21 protein-coding genes and 3 pseudogenes are annotated in these 14,211 nt (G+C 57.4%); 12 read left to right on the top strand and 12 right to left on the bottom strand.

Annotated features, from left to right (window positions below; all coding sequences use genetic code 11):
- Positions 1-55: 55 nt before the first annotated feature.
- On the bottom strand, positions 56-565 hold the full coding sequence (locus CC207_RS27730) for a hypothetical protein (RefSeq protein WP_256582112.1): 510 nt from the start codon (positions 563-565) through the stop codon (positions 56-58).
- A gap of 100 nt (positions 566-665) precedes the next feature.
- Here CC207_RS27730 and CC207_RS18040 point away from each other — a divergent pair, with 100 nt between their 5' ends.
- Both CC207_RS18040 and CC207_RS18045 read left to right on the top strand, forming a co-directional pair.
- Positions 666-908 carry a hypothetical protein gene (locus CC207_RS18040; RefSeq protein ID WP_069017883.1) on the top strand — a complete coding sequence of 81 codons (243 nt, stop codon included), beginning with the start codon at positions 666-668 and terminating at the stop codon, positions 906-908.
- 5 nt (positions 909-913) lie between these two features.
- Positions 914-1,312: a hypothetical protein gene (locus CC207_RS18045; RefSeq protein ID WP_143496131.1), complete on the top strand. Its 399-nt coding sequence runs from the start codon at positions 914-916 to the stop codon at positions 1,310-1,312.
- Between the two features lie 3 nt (positions 1,313-1,315).
- Here CC207_RS18045 and CC207_RS18050 read toward each other — a convergent pair whose 3' ends face one another.
- Positions 1,316-2,266 carry a phosphoadenosine phosphosulfate reductase family protein gene (locus tag CC207_RS18050; RefSeq protein WP_088852513.1) on the bottom strand — a complete coding sequence of 317 codons (951 nt, stop codon included), beginning with the start codon at positions 2,264-2,266 and terminating at the stop codon, positions 1,316-1,318.
- 408 nt (positions 2,267-2,674) lie between these two features.
- Positions 2,675-3,280: a hypothetical protein gene (locus CC207_RS18060; RefSeq protein WP_083242105.1), complete on the bottom strand. Its 606-nt coding sequence runs from the start codon at positions 3,278-3,280 to the stop codon at positions 2,675-2,677.
- A gap of 102 nt (positions 3,281-3,382) precedes the next feature.
- Here CC207_RS18060 and CC207_RS18065 point away from each other — a divergent pair, with 102 nt between their 5' ends.
- Positions 3,383-4,189, top strand: a complete 807-nt coding sequence (locus CC207_RS18065; protein ID WP_088852514.1) for a DUF2971 domain-containing protein — start codon at positions 3,383-3,385, stop codon at positions 4,187-4,189.
- Between the two features lie 32 nt (positions 4,190-4,221).
- On the opposite strand, the gene CC207_RS18070 is transcribed toward CC207_RS18065, so the two are convergent.
- From CC207_RS18070 to CC207_RS18080, 3 genes and pseudogenes are all read right to left on the bottom strand, one after another.
- Complete coding sequence (locus CC207_RS18070) at positions 4,222-4,491, bottom strand: hypothetical protein (protein WP_069017563.1); 270 nt, start codon at positions 4,489-4,491, stop codon at positions 4,222-4,224.
- A 21-nt stretch (positions 4,492-4,512) separates the two neighbouring features.
- Positions 4,513-4,897: pseudogene (locus CC207_RS18075) on the bottom strand (LuxR C-terminal-related transcriptional regulator).
- Positions 4,898-5,047: 150 nt separating this feature from the next.
- Entirely contained in the window at positions 5,048-5,461 is a 414-nt protein-coding gene (locus CC207_RS18080; RefSeq protein WP_069017565.1) for a hypothetical protein, read from the bottom strand.
- 105 nt (positions 5,462-5,566) lie between these two features.
- On the opposite strand from CC207_RS18080, the gene CC207_RS18085 reads away from it, so the two are divergent.
- Positions 5,567-6,127: a hypothetical protein gene (locus CC207_RS18085; RefSeq protein WP_088852515.1), complete on the top strand. Its 561-nt coding sequence runs from the start codon at positions 5,567-5,569 to the stop codon at positions 6,125-6,127.
- A gap of 575 nt (positions 6,128-6,702) precedes the next feature.
- On the top strand, positions 6,703-6,951 hold the full coding sequence (locus tag CC207_RS18090) for a hypothetical protein (RefSeq protein ID WP_069016748.1): 249 nt from the start codon (positions 6,703-6,705) through the stop codon (positions 6,949-6,951).
- Between the two features lie 33 nt (positions 6,952-6,984).
- Here CC207_RS18090 and CC207_RS18095 read toward each other — a convergent pair whose 3' ends face one another.
- Positions 6,985-7,422 carry a hypothetical protein gene (locus tag CC207_RS18095; RefSeq protein ID WP_069016747.1) on the bottom strand — a complete coding sequence of 146 codons (438 nt, stop codon included), beginning with the start codon at positions 7,420-7,422 and terminating at the stop codon, positions 6,985-6,987.
- A gap of 76 nt (positions 7,423-7,498) precedes the next feature.
- Between CC207_RS18095 and CC207_RS27735 the strand changes: the two are divergent.
- Positions 7,499-7,693 (top strand): annotated as a pseudogene (locus CC207_RS27735) (hypothetical protein); the annotation flags it as partial.
- 37 nt (positions 7,694-7,730) lie between these two features.
- Here CC207_RS27735 and CC207_RS18105 read toward each other — a convergent pair.
- From CC207_RS18105 to CC207_RS18115, 3 genes are all read right to left on the bottom strand, one after another.
- Positions 7,731-7,922: a hypothetical protein gene (locus tag CC207_RS18105; RefSeq protein ID WP_069016746.1), complete on the bottom strand. Its 192-nt coding sequence runs from the start codon at positions 7,920-7,922 to the stop codon at positions 7,731-7,733.
- A 46-nt stretch (positions 7,923-7,968) separates the two neighbouring features.
- On the bottom strand, positions 7,969-8,187 hold the full coding sequence (locus CC207_RS18110) for a hypothetical protein (RefSeq protein ID WP_069016745.1): 219 nt from the start codon (positions 8,185-8,187) through the stop codon (positions 7,969-7,971).
- 82 nt (positions 8,188-8,269) lie between these two features.
- A complete protein-coding gene (locus CC207_RS18115) occupies positions 8,270-8,500 on the bottom strand; it encodes a hypothetical protein (RefSeq protein WP_088852516.1) in 231 nt (76 codons plus the stop codon).
- Positions 8,501-8,635: 135 nt separating this feature from the next.
- Between CC207_RS18115 and CC207_RS18120 the strand changes: the two genes are divergently transcribed.
- Both CC207_RS18120 and CC207_RS18135 read left to right on the top strand, forming a co-directional pair.
- Complete coding sequence (locus CC207_RS18120) at positions 8,636-8,965, top strand: hypothetical protein (RefSeq protein ID WP_028688980.1); 330 nt, start codon at positions 8,636-8,638, stop codon at positions 8,963-8,965.
- Positions 8,966-9,835: 870 nt separating this feature from the next.
- Positions 9,836-10,132: a hypothetical protein gene (locus CC207_RS18135; RefSeq protein ID WP_028688978.1), complete on the top strand. Its 297-nt coding sequence runs from the start codon at positions 9,836-9,838 to the stop codon at positions 10,130-10,132.
- A gap of 24 nt (positions 10,133-10,156) precedes the next feature.
- On the opposite strand, the gene CC207_RS18140 is transcribed toward CC207_RS18135, so the two are convergent.
- Positions 10,157-10,375: a hypothetical protein gene (locus CC207_RS18140; RefSeq protein ID WP_028688977.1), complete on the bottom strand. Its 219-nt coding sequence runs from the start codon at positions 10,373-10,375 to the stop codon at positions 10,157-10,159.
- A gap of 221 nt (positions 10,376-10,596) precedes the next feature.
- Between CC207_RS18140 and CC207_RS18145 the strand changes: the two genes are divergently transcribed.
- Positions 10,597-11,451 carry an IS5 family transposase gene (locus CC207_RS18145; protein ID WP_088852517.1) on the top strand — a complete coding sequence of 285 codons (855 nt, stop codon included), beginning with the start codon at positions 10,597-10,599 and terminating at the stop codon, positions 11,449-11,451.
- A gap of 194 nt (positions 11,452-11,645) precedes the next feature.
- Here the strand turns inward: CC207_RS18145 and CC207_RS27740 are convergent.
- Positions 11,646-11,877: pseudogene (locus CC207_RS27740) on the bottom strand (site-specific integrase); the annotation flags it as partial.
- Between the two features lie 86 nt (positions 11,878-11,963).
- On the opposite strand from CC207_RS27740, the gene CC207_RS18150 reads away from it, so the two are divergent.
- The 3 genes from CC207_RS18150 to CC207_RS18165 all read left to right on the top strand — a co-directional run bounded on the left by CC207_RS18150 (position 11,964) and on the right by CC207_RS18165 (position 14,170).
- Positions 11,964-12,203: a YceK/YidQ family lipoprotein gene (locus tag CC207_RS18150; protein WP_088852518.1), complete on the top strand. Its 240-nt coding sequence runs from the start codon at positions 11,964-11,966 to the stop codon at positions 12,201-12,203.
- A gap of 942 nt (positions 12,204-13,145) precedes the next feature.
- Positions 13,146-13,685: a GNAT family N-acetyltransferase gene (locus CC207_RS18160; protein WP_088852519.1), complete on the top strand. Its 540-nt coding sequence runs from the start codon at positions 13,146-13,148 to the stop codon at positions 13,683-13,685.
- A gap of 137 nt (positions 13,686-13,822) precedes the next feature.
- Entirely contained in the window at positions 13,823-14,170 is a 348-nt protein-coding gene (locus CC207_RS18165; RefSeq protein ID WP_232108862.1) for a hypothetical protein, read from the top strand.
- Positions 14,171-14,211 lie beyond the last annotated feature (41 nt).

Here is a 14,211-nt window from a genome sequence, read left to right on the forward strand (position 1 = left end):
GATCGGTTCATCAGGCCGACCTGGTGAAAGTCAGGGCCTGCCTGACGGCAGGCCGTTACCGGCCCGCACACAAAAAATCTGACACTTCCAAGCGCCTGCACAGCGCGTGGGCGACGCCAGACCCACAGCAGAAGACATCCTTCATCAGCACCCAGCGTGGGGTCTTGCGTCGACTGGTGCCGTTCACCATCCGCACCGCCTTTCGGAGCAGATCGTCCTCGGTGAACTCGCAGCCGGAGAGCGTGATGGTCCGGCTCTGGCCCTTGAGTCGTTCAATTTCCGCCAGCAGCTCGGCGACTTGGCCGTGCTCGCATTCGTCGCTCTGGTCGTTGATCAACTTCAGGCCGACTGTCTCGCTGTCGCGCCAGTCGCCCAGGTCGTGGTCGAACCGGTCGCAGCAAAAGCCTTCTTCACCATCACGAACCGGGATCGTGTAGCTGTCTAACGGGCCGCCATAGGTCGGCACCATGCTGCCATCAGGGTGTTCAATCCACATGAAGAACTGGCGCTCGGTGATGGGGCATTCATCCGGGCACCAGCGTGCCGCCTGATTTCCTTCGGGCATGACGATTCCTTGGCCGCCATATCGCGGCAGTGAATAGAGGGGAGAGGGGTTACAGCTGGAGCGTTTCCGGGTACGTTCAGCCTTTTCAGGAGGACACCCGGTGATAGTTCATGGAGTTGAGTACGCGTTTTGCCGAGCCTCAAGCGTCACCGAAGGGCATGATGGTTTGGGTCTTGAGTGCTCGCGCGGCGACCAAATCATCTTCGAGATTTTCCGAAACGATGAGACGCTCAAGTTCGAGGTGACGCTATTCGAACGGGACGTCCCTTTGGAACTGCTCGAGTACGCCGTGCCTGCCGCTCGCGAGCTGCTTGGTGAGTTCATGCCCTACGTTCCAGAGTGATCGGTGTGGCTGGATCGGTTTTCTGTGGGCATGGGGATACCTCGCAGTGCTGGCGAATTGTCTTCGCATGGGGTATTGATGTTTCGGTTGGCGAACGCCGGGAGGAAAGCGCTTTGTACGGGAAAGATGAAATTCACTTTGAGCTAAAGAACGCCGTAGAGACCTTAGTGACCCATTCCGGGTCAGACCTTGAACGGCTGAAGTTTGCCGTCAGCAGTCTGCGAGGAATCCAGCTAACTGACTTCGAGCATCAAATTGACCGGACGTGCTTTTCCGCTATCCAAATTGCCATCAAGAGTTTTGATCTTGGCGATTCCGGAAGCATTGATGAACACAATATTCGGCGACAGCTCTGGCAGCTATACGATAGGAATTCGCCGAAGCGCTTTCCTGCCAAGCCTTAAGGTCTATTCGCAAAGGCCGTAGGCCGATGAGCACCGGTTCTGGCTGTCGGAGCGGGCGATGAGGTCGACCATGTCAAACTGGCGTCCGCCGCGTGACGTCTTCGACCAGTCCGCCATGCGGTCTATGCCGTGGGTCTCGGCGCTGACCTTCTCGTCGGATCGGACTGTAGGGTCGGTGACGGTGGCGAAAAACGTGGCCGCGCCGCGCTTGCTGCCGATGCTCACCAGGCGTTCCCACTCGCGCACTCTGGCGACTTCTTCTGGCCACCTGGTGGCGATCTCACGCAGCTCATCCTTCGCGCACATGATGCAAGGCATGCATCCGACGCGGTTGCAGCCTTGAAGGTACAGCGGGTTTGGCTTTATGCCTGCGGCCCGGTGCGCCTCGAACACCGCATCCACCGTCCATTTCAGAATGGGGCGGTAGTTGAACAGGCCTCCGCCGACTTCGTCGCACTCGGTCAGGTATCGCCGGGCCAGCGACTCATCAGCTCGCACGCCCTGCCAGGACAGCACCAGGTTATCGCTGGTCATCAGTGGCAGGAACACGTCCTCAATGATCGGGTTTCGCTTGAGCTCATCAGTGCAGAATCGCGCCTTGGTGCTGGGGAAGCGGCCTTTCCAGAGACACATGTCGAGGAATGGGTTGCCGGTGGGGTGGAGCACCTCCAGGGCCGACAGCACCACCGCCTCGGGCACCCCTTTCTCGCGCCACTTCGTCTCGATGAACTTGCGCTTGCCGGCGATCTGCCTGGTGAAGTCGGCCTTTACCCAGCGGATCGGCACCCCAACAGCATCGGCCAGATAGTGCACGTAGTCATAGGTGGCCGGGTGCTCGTGCCCAGTATCTGCGAAGACGGCGCTGAGGTTCGGCACCTCCAGCTCGCGGGCGACCAGCAGGGTGGCCGTACTGTCTTTGCCGCCGCTCATGCTGACGATGTTGTATTCGGCCATCGTGTGGTCCTTGCGTGCAGGCGCCGCCCTCGCCGGGGAGGCGTTATCGTTGAATAGGGGAAGGCGCTGGCGGGCAGCGCTATATGCGTGGCTCGGCGAGGCGATGGTATGCTTCGCCAAATCATGAGCAGGGAGGCCTTATAGTGGCCAAAAAATATTCGAAAGGATGGTTATGTGTTGGCGTTGCAATGTTTTTGTTGGGGTTAATCGTGGCGGTTCCAGCTCCTGGCCCATTGGCTTTTTTGTGTTTAATCGTCTCGGCTGTTGGGATCATTATCATGAGCCAGAACTATGAGAACTACCTGAACTGCGACAAGGGCTGCTATTCACAGCAAGAGCATGAGAAGTACTGCCTTAAGCCTGAGGTCAAAGACCAGGTTTGAGGCGCTGGCGGGCAGCACCTGAGGGTCAGGCGGAGTAGAGGCGATCGAAGTCGTTGAGCGGTATCTTGGGGTTGGCGCGGAATTCCTTGAGTGCCGCCTTGTAGCTCGCCTTGGCTTCCTTCATGGTCGGAGCCCACTCGCCGGCAACCTCGAGCGGCTCGTAGATAGACCAGCGTTCGAAGTCGTAGTGGCGCCGATACTGGCGGTACGCGCTGCCCCGGGGGTAGCGAACCATGCGGTACTCCCACTTACCCCAGCTGCCGCGCTGCTGATACTGTGGCATGTTGATGCCGAGGAAATGAGCGAAGCCGTCGTAGCACTCGCACTCGTCCAGGTACTCGTCGAACCTGGTTCGCTTGGCCGGTGGAGGGGGCGGTGGCAGCTTGTCCAGGGCGAACTGCTTGCCCTCGTCCGTGGCGCGATACACCACCTCGTCCTCGGAGCAGAAGGCCGGAGCCTTGCCGCAGGTCATCAGGCCGGCGGCCACCAGCACATCCAGGTTGTTCGAGTCGTCGTAGCCCGGGCTGGTGAGGAAGTGGTTGCGGGTGATGCTGCGGCGGTCCGAGCGCTCAGCGCACAGGCCCAGGGTGTGCCAGAGCAGGCCGAGCTGCTTCTCGGTGGCTTCGATCATGGCTTTCTCCATGCATGCGGCGCCTCCGTGCTGGTGGCGGCATGGTGGCGATTTGGTCTGAAATAAGTTAATAATTGGCGTTATTTGTGTCGAGGCAGGTCTATGTCACTTTTTCACTACACCGATGCCAATGCTGTTAAGTCGATTCTTGAATTTCAAAAAATATGGCTGACGGACGTGCGCTTCTTGAACGACTCGCAAGAGTTTCATGATGGAGCTCGATTTATTGAGGCCGCCATAAAGAAGGTGGCGTCCCAGCAGGAAAAAGGCAGCTTTAAGCACAAAGCATGTGCGTATCTGGAGGATATGGGATCTTCTTTCTTCCAGAAAACGCTTCATCTTGAGCCAAGATTTGTTTGCTCATTCAGTACTGAAAAGGACCTGCTTAGTCAGTGGCGATCATATGGTGATTATGCTATTGAGTTTGATAGGGGTGAGGTGCGAAAGTATCTTAATTTGGTTGATTGTATTTACTCTGATCAGCTCAAGGAAGAAAGCATGGAGGTCGCTGTAGACAGAGCGCTGGCTATTTTTGGGGGGGGGATAAAGGCTCATGCTGTTCCGGAGAGGTCAGAGGTTGACAGAGTAAAGCAAAAGCTCTTAGCGTTTTGTGATGTCTTTAAAAGTCAGCATTTTGTCGAAGAGTCAGAGGTCCGCTCTTACGAGTCTGCCAGCTCTTACTCTGAAAATATTCTCTATCGCGCAAAGGGGAGTCTGCTGATTCCTTACCTTTCAAAAGACATTCCGTTGAAGTGCGTTAAGGCGATACACATCGGTCCCGTGGCGAATCAAGACCTCGCGGCGGTTGCGATGCAGATGTTTCTACAGAAAATCTGCATTCAGAATCGAGGTATGGGTGAAATAAAGATCGAGGTTGTTAAGTCAGGCATTCCTTACAGAACTCTTTAATGTGCGAGGATGCTTTTCGTTTTGCGCGCCGATCATTGCAGGGCACTCCGCTTTGTCGCCGCTCCTGCCTCCATCGCATCCACAAACACCATCGCGGCCTTGTAGCTGAAGCAGAAGCCCTTGGTCTTGCCGGTCGCGACCTCGATGATGTGCCAGGCCTTGCCCTTTGCTACGGCTTGGAACAGCGGCCCAGGCACCGGGGCATGGCGGCCAATCATCTCGTAGAGCTCAACTGTGGCAATGACTGATCGAGAGCGCAGGGCCTCAAGGCCTTGCCGCCGTTCACGGATGGCTGGATGCATGGGGTGATCCTCTGGTGGGATTCAGGCGTGGAGTTCGAAGGCTTCGGCCTTGCGAACGATTCGAACCTGGGCGGTGCGCCGCTCGGGCACACGACGGTCGCGGCGCATGGGGTCGCTGTCGTCGATGACCGCGTGCATGGCAATCAGAGATGCCAGCAGGAAGCACATGGGGCTTGATGATGTTGCGGCGCATGGCCTCGGCGACCAGGGCCGCCCGGCGGGGCACGTCGAGCTTGAACATGGCCGCAGCGATGCGCTTCTCGACGCCGCCCTCGCTGATGCCGAAGTGCCGGGCGATCTCTTTCGAGGTCAGGCCCTGGGCAACATCGAGAACGCACTCCAGCTCACGAGGAGCCAGGCCCCGGCCAAGATGGCCAATCCATTGCCCTATGGTGATCGTGTCCATGATGTCTCTCGGGTGGCTGCATTGGAGAGCCGATCCCGCCTGTCTCCCTGAACATGTTGATGTAGGGTCGGGAAGGCTCTCCGATGCAGCCTGGTGATGGGGAACTAGGTGATCGGGCAGTTAACGTCAGGCTGACGTGGCGCTGGTTGTTCAGGCTGCGCGCACCTTGAAGGTCAGCATAGCGGTGGCGTCGTCGTTGAAGCACTCGGCCAGTTCCTGATAGGCCCGGTACTTGGCCTGGCTGCGGGTAGCTGCCCACACGCGCTGCACGTAATGGCGGGCATCGCCCAGCATGTACTTCACGTCGTCCCAGTCGTACATGCCGTTGGTGAGGACTTCCCACTGCTTGAGCGGCAGCGTTTCGGCCATCTCGCCGTACTGCATTTCCCAGGTGGGGTGGTAGTTGCGGATGCGCTTCTTCGGGTCGTTGTCGAGGATGACGCCGATGTACTGGCCTCGGTCTGCCATGATGACGCCGGGCTCACCGTTGGCGATCACGCGGCGCCCGATCTCGGCGGGCACGTCGTAGTGGCGGCGAACGTAGTCGCAGTTGTAGTTGCTCATGGCTTTCTCCATGTATGCGTCGCCCTCGCCGGGGGCGCTCATAGTTATGTTGGGATGGGATGGTGCTAATATTCCGCCATTGCACTCAGCGGACGTGATTGGGAAATGGCAAGGCCACTGCAAACATTTCAGTTGGACTCTCCAGTCCATCTTCTCGTGAAGCTCCACTGGAACATTCAGCAGCTCCGGACCCATCTGACTCACGAAGACAAAGCAGCGGCATTCTACCCAGCCGTCTATGCAGCGTTTGATGCGTGCATTACCGCCTGGCAGCTGACAGACTGGGTATGGAAATTCAGCCAACAAGATGGCGACGGGCGACTTGGCGGATCCGTGCTGTTGACCGGTAAAACCCTGTCCGAGTACCAAATGTGGATTCGTCAGCAGTCATCTGATTTGCGAATCTGCCAGCATATTGCAAATAGCAACAAGCATTTTGGCGTTGACAGGCACTACAACGCGAATATTACGGTCATAGTCGATTGGCGCTTAGAATCGGTTTTTGCTGCGGGCATGGCGGTAGGTCGTCCACTTGTAGATCGGTCTTGGCGTCTTCTCGTTAACGACTCTGGCCATACTCACGACATCCTCGCGGTGCTTGAGCGAGCCTTCCTATTTTGGGCAAAGCATATCCAGCCTAGCCTGGTCAGCCTGCTTGATGAGTAAGACCTCGTTGTGTACGGCCTTGCTTACCTCATGCGCTGCCCTCCGTGCTGATGGCGGCATGGTGGCAATTTGGGGTGGGATGGGGTATTACGGGTGACCGGCACGGGGCCGGCCTAATTGGAGGCAGGGAAGTGGCTGTCGTAATCACTTTCGATTTAACGGACTACAACGCGAACGATCATGCTCGACTGAAGGCAATGTTTGAAAGATTCGGGTGGGAAAACCTTGGTGGCACAGCCTACAGATACCCTCGCTTAGGAACCAGCGTCTCGTAGTTGCAACCGCTCTCAAATGGTGGTCGCAACTTTCACTCTGTGGGTTACCAAGCCCGTCGATCTCTGGACGAAAAGTGGCAGGTTACGTTCGAAGCACCCGTTTGGGCTGTTTGGGTGTGCAGCCATCGTCTTGCCCTCCAGGGCGGTTGATTTCCCGTCTGGCCCTGTCTCCAAGGCCAGCCGGTGAAATCAGGCTGCGCGCACCTTGCTCGCCCGCGCTCTCAGCTCCTTGCCACCAGGTACAAGCCCAGTCCGCGGCCATGGCCATGCCCACGCCGAGACGCACAAGATGGTGTCCAAATGAAGGTCGTCGAGTTCCAGCGTGAGAACTGGCGCGATGCTGCTAAGACCCTGCGCAAGATCGCGGATCAACTGGATAGTGGAGAGCTTCCGGTTTGCAGCATTGGCGTCATGGCCATGCGCGACCCGGCTGGCCAGGTTGAGCTATTTGCCTTCGGCCCAGTCGCCGACGACCCTCAGTCCCTGGCCATGCTCAGGCTGGCGGAGCAGAAACTGATTGATGTGCTGCTGGACGGCGGGGAAGGGTAGGTGTGCCGCAGGTGAGTGCGGCATGTATATAGCCTACTTTTTGAAAATCACGTTCGCGCTGACGATTAACTGACCATTGATCGTTACCTTGCAGTCGCGCCCAACCTCGGTTTTTTCATCTTTGCCAAGCACAGGGGTGCACTGCAGAAACACCTTCTTGCCTCGGTAGTCGCGAGTAATACCAGCAGTTGTTGTGCTTGCAGGCTCTTTCATGAATTTTCTATTCCATGGGCCGAAGTAAATCTCTGGCTCACCGCCGCCGAAGAAGCCCGACTCGGGCGTAGCACAGATAGTGCCTTCCATCCTTTCGCCATCAATGATGTTCGCGTCCGTATAGCAAGAGATCAGGCCTGAGCCGGTGACCAGATCTGTTGGCCCTCTGTTGATCCATGTAGGCGCCGCTACACATCCGGCCAGAGTTACTGTGGCAAGCGCGAACGCCAAGATAGAAACGCTTTGAACGCGGAACATGGAATGAGTATCCCTACATTTGAAAGGACGCACTTAATACCGGCATCAAGCCATCATTTCAAGCTCAAGGTGATCCGTGGATAGGCCATACCCTCCGTCGTCACTGCTTGAGCTGTCCGATCTCGCCGATTTCGGTATCCGCTTGGCTCCAGCCCCTCAGGTGTGGGACTGGCTCCAGGCCGAGATCCTTGCCGACATCGGCAGCATCCATAACGCAGATCACGCCCACCTGATGGGCGCAACCATTGGCGTGCTTTGGGCATCTCGCAGCTAACAAGAATGCGGGTGAGGAGGGCTAAAATGGAGGCTTATCCCTTCTTTCCTGTTTCCTCATCGTTCAGACGATCGCAATGGCGCTGAGCCGCCTCTCTTGTTTCATGCGAGAGAATTAGCGTTGGCGAGTTCAGCCCTTGAGTATCAAAGACGCCGTAGACCTTACTGCCAGTCCACTTGCCATGCTCGGTGCCGTTCTCGGGATGAACAATAAATCGGAGCTTCATTGGAATACCTCCATTCAAAGCTGACAGATTTGCTCACATCACCAATTTAAACAAGGATGACCAAGGTCATGACCGCCAAGCAAGCGGCCGTTTCAATCTCTTTCTCGACCTGGGCGAACTCCTCATCGCCAATCAGCGCCTTTACTTTTTCCAGCACGGGGGCGTTGCGCGCCTGCTGATCTAGAAGGTACTGGGTCTGGGCCTCGTCGGCAGCTCGCATGATCTCGAAGCACTCCTCATCGGTGATTCCGAAGATGTTGGTCATCGCGGCGCCTTCCTGATCAGGTAGGCCATGTTGGCGAGGGCAATCATGATGCTGCCTGCTTTGCTGGTGGCCAGGATGCGTATTATCCCGCCGGCAGCTCGTCGGTCACGTCATGGCCGGCCCACTCCAAGAACTTCTTGATCGGCATGCGCGGATAGTACCGCCCAGGTGCCACCGATGGTCCGTCGTACTGGACCTCGTCCACGCCGACATAGATGACGGCTCGATCATTGAACAAGCCGCAGCTGCGCACGCATGCGGGCTTCTTGCCGCGATAGGTGCGGCCGCGCTCCAGTTTGAGTATTTCAGACATGACGATTCCTTGGCCGCCATATCGCGGCAGTTGTGAAAGTTCGTAACCGATTCAATTTATTTCTGGATAAGCTGAGGAAGCTCTATACGCTGACTGTTACGTCAACTTTCTTCCATTCTTCTCGAAGGCCCGACCATGCGTAATCGCGGGAAGGTGTACTGGGATTGGGCCGATCCGCAGCTGCATTTCCGCAACTGCGATGAGCGTCTGTCCTGCGGCACCCTGATCAATGTACAAGTGCGCACTTCGCCTCTCGGGGCTACCCAGCTCTTCTTTGGTATCTACAAAGAGAAGGGTGAAATGCTGGTCGAAGAGAGCTATGCAGACTGCAAGGGGCAGACCATGAGTGCGGCAATGGCATGGGCGCTGCAGCATGCGAAGGAATGGGTTGCAACCACCTTTCCGGCGATACCCGTTCAAGCGAGACAACCCTTGCCGAGGAAGGGATCGCGACTCGCAAAGTAGAGGGAGAGAGGTACAGTTGGATGGAGTATAAATGTGCTCCGTACGGATTCCCTAAGTGATCGCTTCAATTTAGTGTCACAATGACGGCGCAGGGACATCGGCACGTATTCTCGGGCCAGCCCTTTAGGACATCAGTCCAATGCTAAGCAATGATGATTTTCGATACATGGCTCATCGGCACCTCCTCGAACTGGATGCCTCAAGTTCCAGGCTCAGGTACCTGGTTTCTAGCGGCGAGATTAAAGGCGTCCCTTGGGACGATGCGGTGGCCTGGCACCAGAAGTCATATGACGCTTGGGTCATCTTCCTCAGCCAGAAAGCTCAAGCTCCGTTGTCAGGTTGATCCGAAGTCGCAGAGGATCTGCGACTTTCAGCCTCGATCCCAGCTCAGACCTTTCCTGTAACACAGCTCTGGCAATCGAGCCGTCCTCTAGGGGCGCGTAGCTTGCCCTGTGCATGTTGCTGGATCGGTTTTCTGTTGGCATGGTCATCTCCTCTGGGTCGGCGTTATCGTTGAATAGGGGAAGGCGCTGGCGGGCAACGCCGTATGTGGCTCAGTTAAGCGAGTGGTATGCTTCGCCGCTTACCAAACAAGGAGCGTGGTAATGGGGTTGCGGGAGAGGCACAAGGCTTTGCAGGAGTGGCTCACTCCAAGGCGCCGGCGGCGCACTGGGGCAACTCTGATCGTCGCTTGGATCGCTGCGGCGGTAGTGTGGCCAAGCATCAGCTGGGCCTGGATCGGTGGACCAGGCGTCTACATCTTCTTCAGCGCATGGCCGCCTGAGCTGCACGATAATCGTTGAGGTACTGGTGGGCAGCTCCAAATTGGGCTATTGCTTCCTTCTCGGTCAATCCACCAAGGAGTGTGAGATGAAGAGATTAGTGTTGGGGACATTGTTGGTGGTGTCTGGCGCGGCCCAAGCCGGTATTCCGCTGGTGAACGCCACATGCCCAGGAAACATCGAGGTTCACGCCGACAAGGGCGGCCCGATCTACATCAATGGCAAGGAAGCAAAGCTGAAGAAGTTCAACGACAACTACTTCGAAGCCAAGGGCAGCGATGTGACTATCTCGCTGTCGATCAACCCGGATGGCTCGCCTGATGTTTCATATACCGGTAAGAACCGAGCCAACGGGGTCTGCCAGGTAAAGGGTGCGGACTCCTAAAGCGCTGCCGGCTGTGCAGTGAAGTCAGTCGTAGGCTTCTTCGCTGTAGCGGATGTTACCAACGTACATCTGCTCGTATTCAACCTTGGTGCCGCCCGTGTACAGGTTCAGTACCAAGGCCTCGGCGCCGTACGCGCTGCCAAGAATCAGCGACTTCTTCATGTCGGTTTCGCCAACACGCAGGGAGTAGCACTCACCTTCACCAGTGAACGCCATCTGCACCTGACAGGAATACTTGTCCACCCCCTCGTTGGCATCGGCATAGAGGTGCCAGTATTCGGAGGTGAACGAGTAGCCCGTGCCTTTCTCGACAATGAAAGTCGGCGCCTCGCTACCATGCTTGTCGCGGAGATGGCTGTCTTCGAAGGCCCTAGGTTCTGTATAAAAACCTTTGAAACCTCACCGGAGTCTCTGGCGGCCTGATTTTCCGTAGAGTTCTCGCTTTTTAGGCGAAGGATTCTGCCATGTCCAAGCGATACGAACTTTCCGGCGCAGAATGGGAAATAGTCGCGGACCTCTTCACCGCACATCGACGTACAGGACGCCCAAGAGTTGACGATCGCTTGATGCTCAACGGCGTGTTGTGGGTGCTGTGCTCAGGTGCAACCTGGCGGGACATGCCTGAACGATTCGGGCCGTGGTCGACGGTCTATCAACGATTTCGAGACTGGCGAAACCAAGGAACCTTCAACAAAATGCTCAAGCGGTTACACCTCAAACTCAATGCACAGGGCCAGATTGACTTGACCACCTGGTGCATCGACTCAACCGCCGTGAGGGCCACCCGAGCCTCTGCCGGAGCAGGCAAAAAAAGGGGGGCTGAAGAACCAACGGACCACGCACTTGGACGAAGCCGGGGCGGGTTGACGACGAAAATTCACATGGTCAGTGACGCCCGTGGCATCCCACTCCTCTTCACGCTCTCTGGTGGTAATGCCAGCGACATCTCCCATGCTCAGCGCCTGCTGGACGGTGTCCACATCCCTTCGAATCGAGGTAGGCCACGCAAGCGCTGCCGCTGGCTCCTGGCCGACAAAGGCTATGACGCAGAATCCTTGCGGCAATACTGCGACCGCTATCGGATGCAGCCGGTGATTCCGCTGCGTGACATGAAACGCAAGCCGAAGCCGGGCTTGCCGCGGCTATTTGACAAGCCCAAGTATCGGCAGCGGAACGCTATCGAACGCCTATTTGGTTGGTTGAAGGAGCACCGCCGCCTGGGTACACGCTATTGCAAGCTAGCGGAAAGCTTCGCTGCGATGCTCACGCTGGCTTGCTGGCGGCGGTGTTTACGACATTACTTTTCGTACAGTGCCTAGAAAGCCTTATGCACATTCGGCATGGGGCATCTCAGACCAGATTCGGACCAATTTGCGAACCAGCGGATGCGTTCCGGTAGGGGATTGAGGGGGATTTGGCCCAACAAAATCGACACATCCCCACCCGCCAAATCCCATCGTATAGCGCATGGTGATATTAGCGGTGGAGATCAAAGCGCTTACCTATCAGTAACTTACGTGGCTGGATTTTCAGCTGATACCGATCTGATACCAATCCTGAGCGTGTCCAGCTCGTTCCAGTCGGAGCTTGAGTTGAGCCAACGCGCATGCGTCGACAGCAGCATGCGCACGCTGTAACCCAGCTGTTGGGTGATAAATGCGGGAGTTGAGGCCAGACATTGCGGCTATTGTCGCGTAGGTGTGACGACAGTTGCATGGGGCTCTCCTGATCCCCAGTTCACTCAGCCTCTTCACCATGGGCGCCAGTGGGTGACCCACGCCACGCAACGGCGTCTATAGAGGTCTGTGCAAGGAAGCAAAAAGGACGTTACGTGATTTGCAAGGCGATTTTACTGGTGCTGATCGCCAGCTTGAGTGGGTGCATGGCTACCGCCATGCGCATGGATTATGACAAGCACCGATGCCCCTACATCGGCCTCAGGTTCGATTGGTGGCTGGTCGGCACCTCCAAAGGCAAGCTGATCCCTTTTTTACTGATTGATGCGCCGTTTTCCCTGGTGGTGAACACCGTTTTCTTTCCCTTTGAGTATCAATACACCTGCAACCTCTGATCATGGGCCAGTCATTGGCTGAGCCTTCCAACGGCAAGTGCAGCGCGCAGCATCCGGCTGGCGCTCGCTGACGGTTCGGGCAGGGCCTGCTCAGTCAGTGGCTGCCCCTTCGAGTGCGGTTCTTCTCATTCCTGCCTGACGAACCTCTCGCGGTGGCAGCGGTTTCGCCGCGCTGGGCCCATCGCCACACTGCATTCCCTTCAATTCGCTGGGCGGAATGTGGACATGCAGCTGCCGACGGCGCTGCTGGATGATCTTCTGGATGCGTCTCATGGGGGCACACCTTGATGGGCATCCTTGCGCGAGCCAGGGGCATGATCATCAGTAAACGCCTGTTTGCCCGAAACGCCCGTCTCGCCTGACCAATGGACATGGCCCCGGCGCGGGCAGGCTGGAATGGGAGTTGCTTGAACCCAGGAAAGCGATCATGCGGGGAGAGCGGACATGTTCCAGAATGATTTCGATTTCATGAGCTTCGTCGTGGCTGCCGTGCTGGCTTTGGATGTGGTGGCGGTTTTTGTGTTTCTCCAGGCCGGTGCCTGATCCCCATTCCTGGGGATACGGCCCCTGAACTGGCGCTTGTGCCTGCACGCCACGGCAACATCGACCCAGCAGCCGGGTATCGAATATGATTCAGTCTTTGCCGGCCAGGGGAGTTCTGATGGGATGGTTGGATCGTATGAGGTCAACGAGAGAGCGGATCAGCGCTCGGCAACGCTGCTCTGCGAAATGACCAGCAACCCCTCGATGTAGTCATGCACCTCTGCCTCGACGGGCATCTGGTCCATGCGCAGCACCTTGATGTTCGAACACCCCACCTATCCCAGCACGGTGGATTTCCACGCGTGGGGCAAACCTTCGCTATTGACTCAAGATCCAGTAGTGGCATGGCAACCTCCTTGTTGCGAGGAGTGCCTGGTAGAAGGGAGTTTCAGTTTACCCATGTTCATCGAAACACCGCGTCTTGTCCTGCGCCCCTGGGCCGATCGGGACATCGAGGCCTTTGCCCTCGTCAATGCCGACCCCGAAGTCAGGCGCTACTACTACCCTGCGATACTGTCTTCCGATCAAACCCGGTCGATGCTCGCGGACTGCGATCAACATCTGCAGGTCCATGGGTTCGGTTTCGTCGCCGTCGAGCGCAAGGCCGATGGCGCACTGGTCGGTGGGCTTGGGCTGTCCCTGACCGGGGATGATATCCCAGGCGGCCCGCAGGTCGAAATCGGCTGGATCCTCGGACGCAGCCACTGGCGGCAGGGCTACGCATTCGAGGCGGCCAGCGCATGCCTGGAGCACGCCTGGTCGACGCTTGGATTAAGGCAAGTCATCGGCTACACCTCCAGCATCAATACCCCATCACGGGCATTGATGGAGCGGCTGGGTATGCGTTCGGACCCGGCGGAGGACTTCCCCGACCCAACGGTGCCTGAAGGCAATGCATTGCGCCCGCATGTGCTCTACCGAATCGACAAGCCGACCTGAAAGCCTGGCGATATAGCGAACCGGCCTACCGTGCCCGTCACCCCGGGCTAGTCTTGTAGATCGTAAGCAGACTATTAAAAAGGGTGGTGGGTGTATGACCCTGTCCAGGGCTTGCTGCTGGGGTGGTTGGAGTCTGTATGAGCCGTTTGACGATGGCAGTGGTGGCCAGCCTGTTGCTTGCCGGCTGCGCACATGATCCCGATATCCGCGCGGGCCGAGACAACACTTTCGGCATGACCTCGAAAAGCCCGCCGGAGTACCTGAACTGCGTCAAGGCCGAGCTTCCCGATACGGCCACGACCTATGTCATGCAGAACCAGGACGCCCTGGAGCTGTTTGTCGCCAGCACCGACCCGAACAAGGCCGAGGGGCTGGTCAAAGTTCAAGGCGCCGCCGGGCAGCATCAGTTCTCGGCGTACCAGCGTGATGCCTGGTATGACAAGGGGCGTCTGCTCGATGCCGCGCTGATGTGTTCGCGGGTATGATCGCAGCGTAGCGGGGCGCGCTCGTTTCCATCGCGCTCCGT

The organism is Pseudomonas sp. DrBHI1, from assembly GCF_002205115.1.
Taxonomy (GTDB): Bacteria; Pseudomonadota; Gammaproteobacteria; order Pseudomonadales; family Pseudomonadaceae; genus Aquipseudomonas; species Aquipseudomonas mosselii.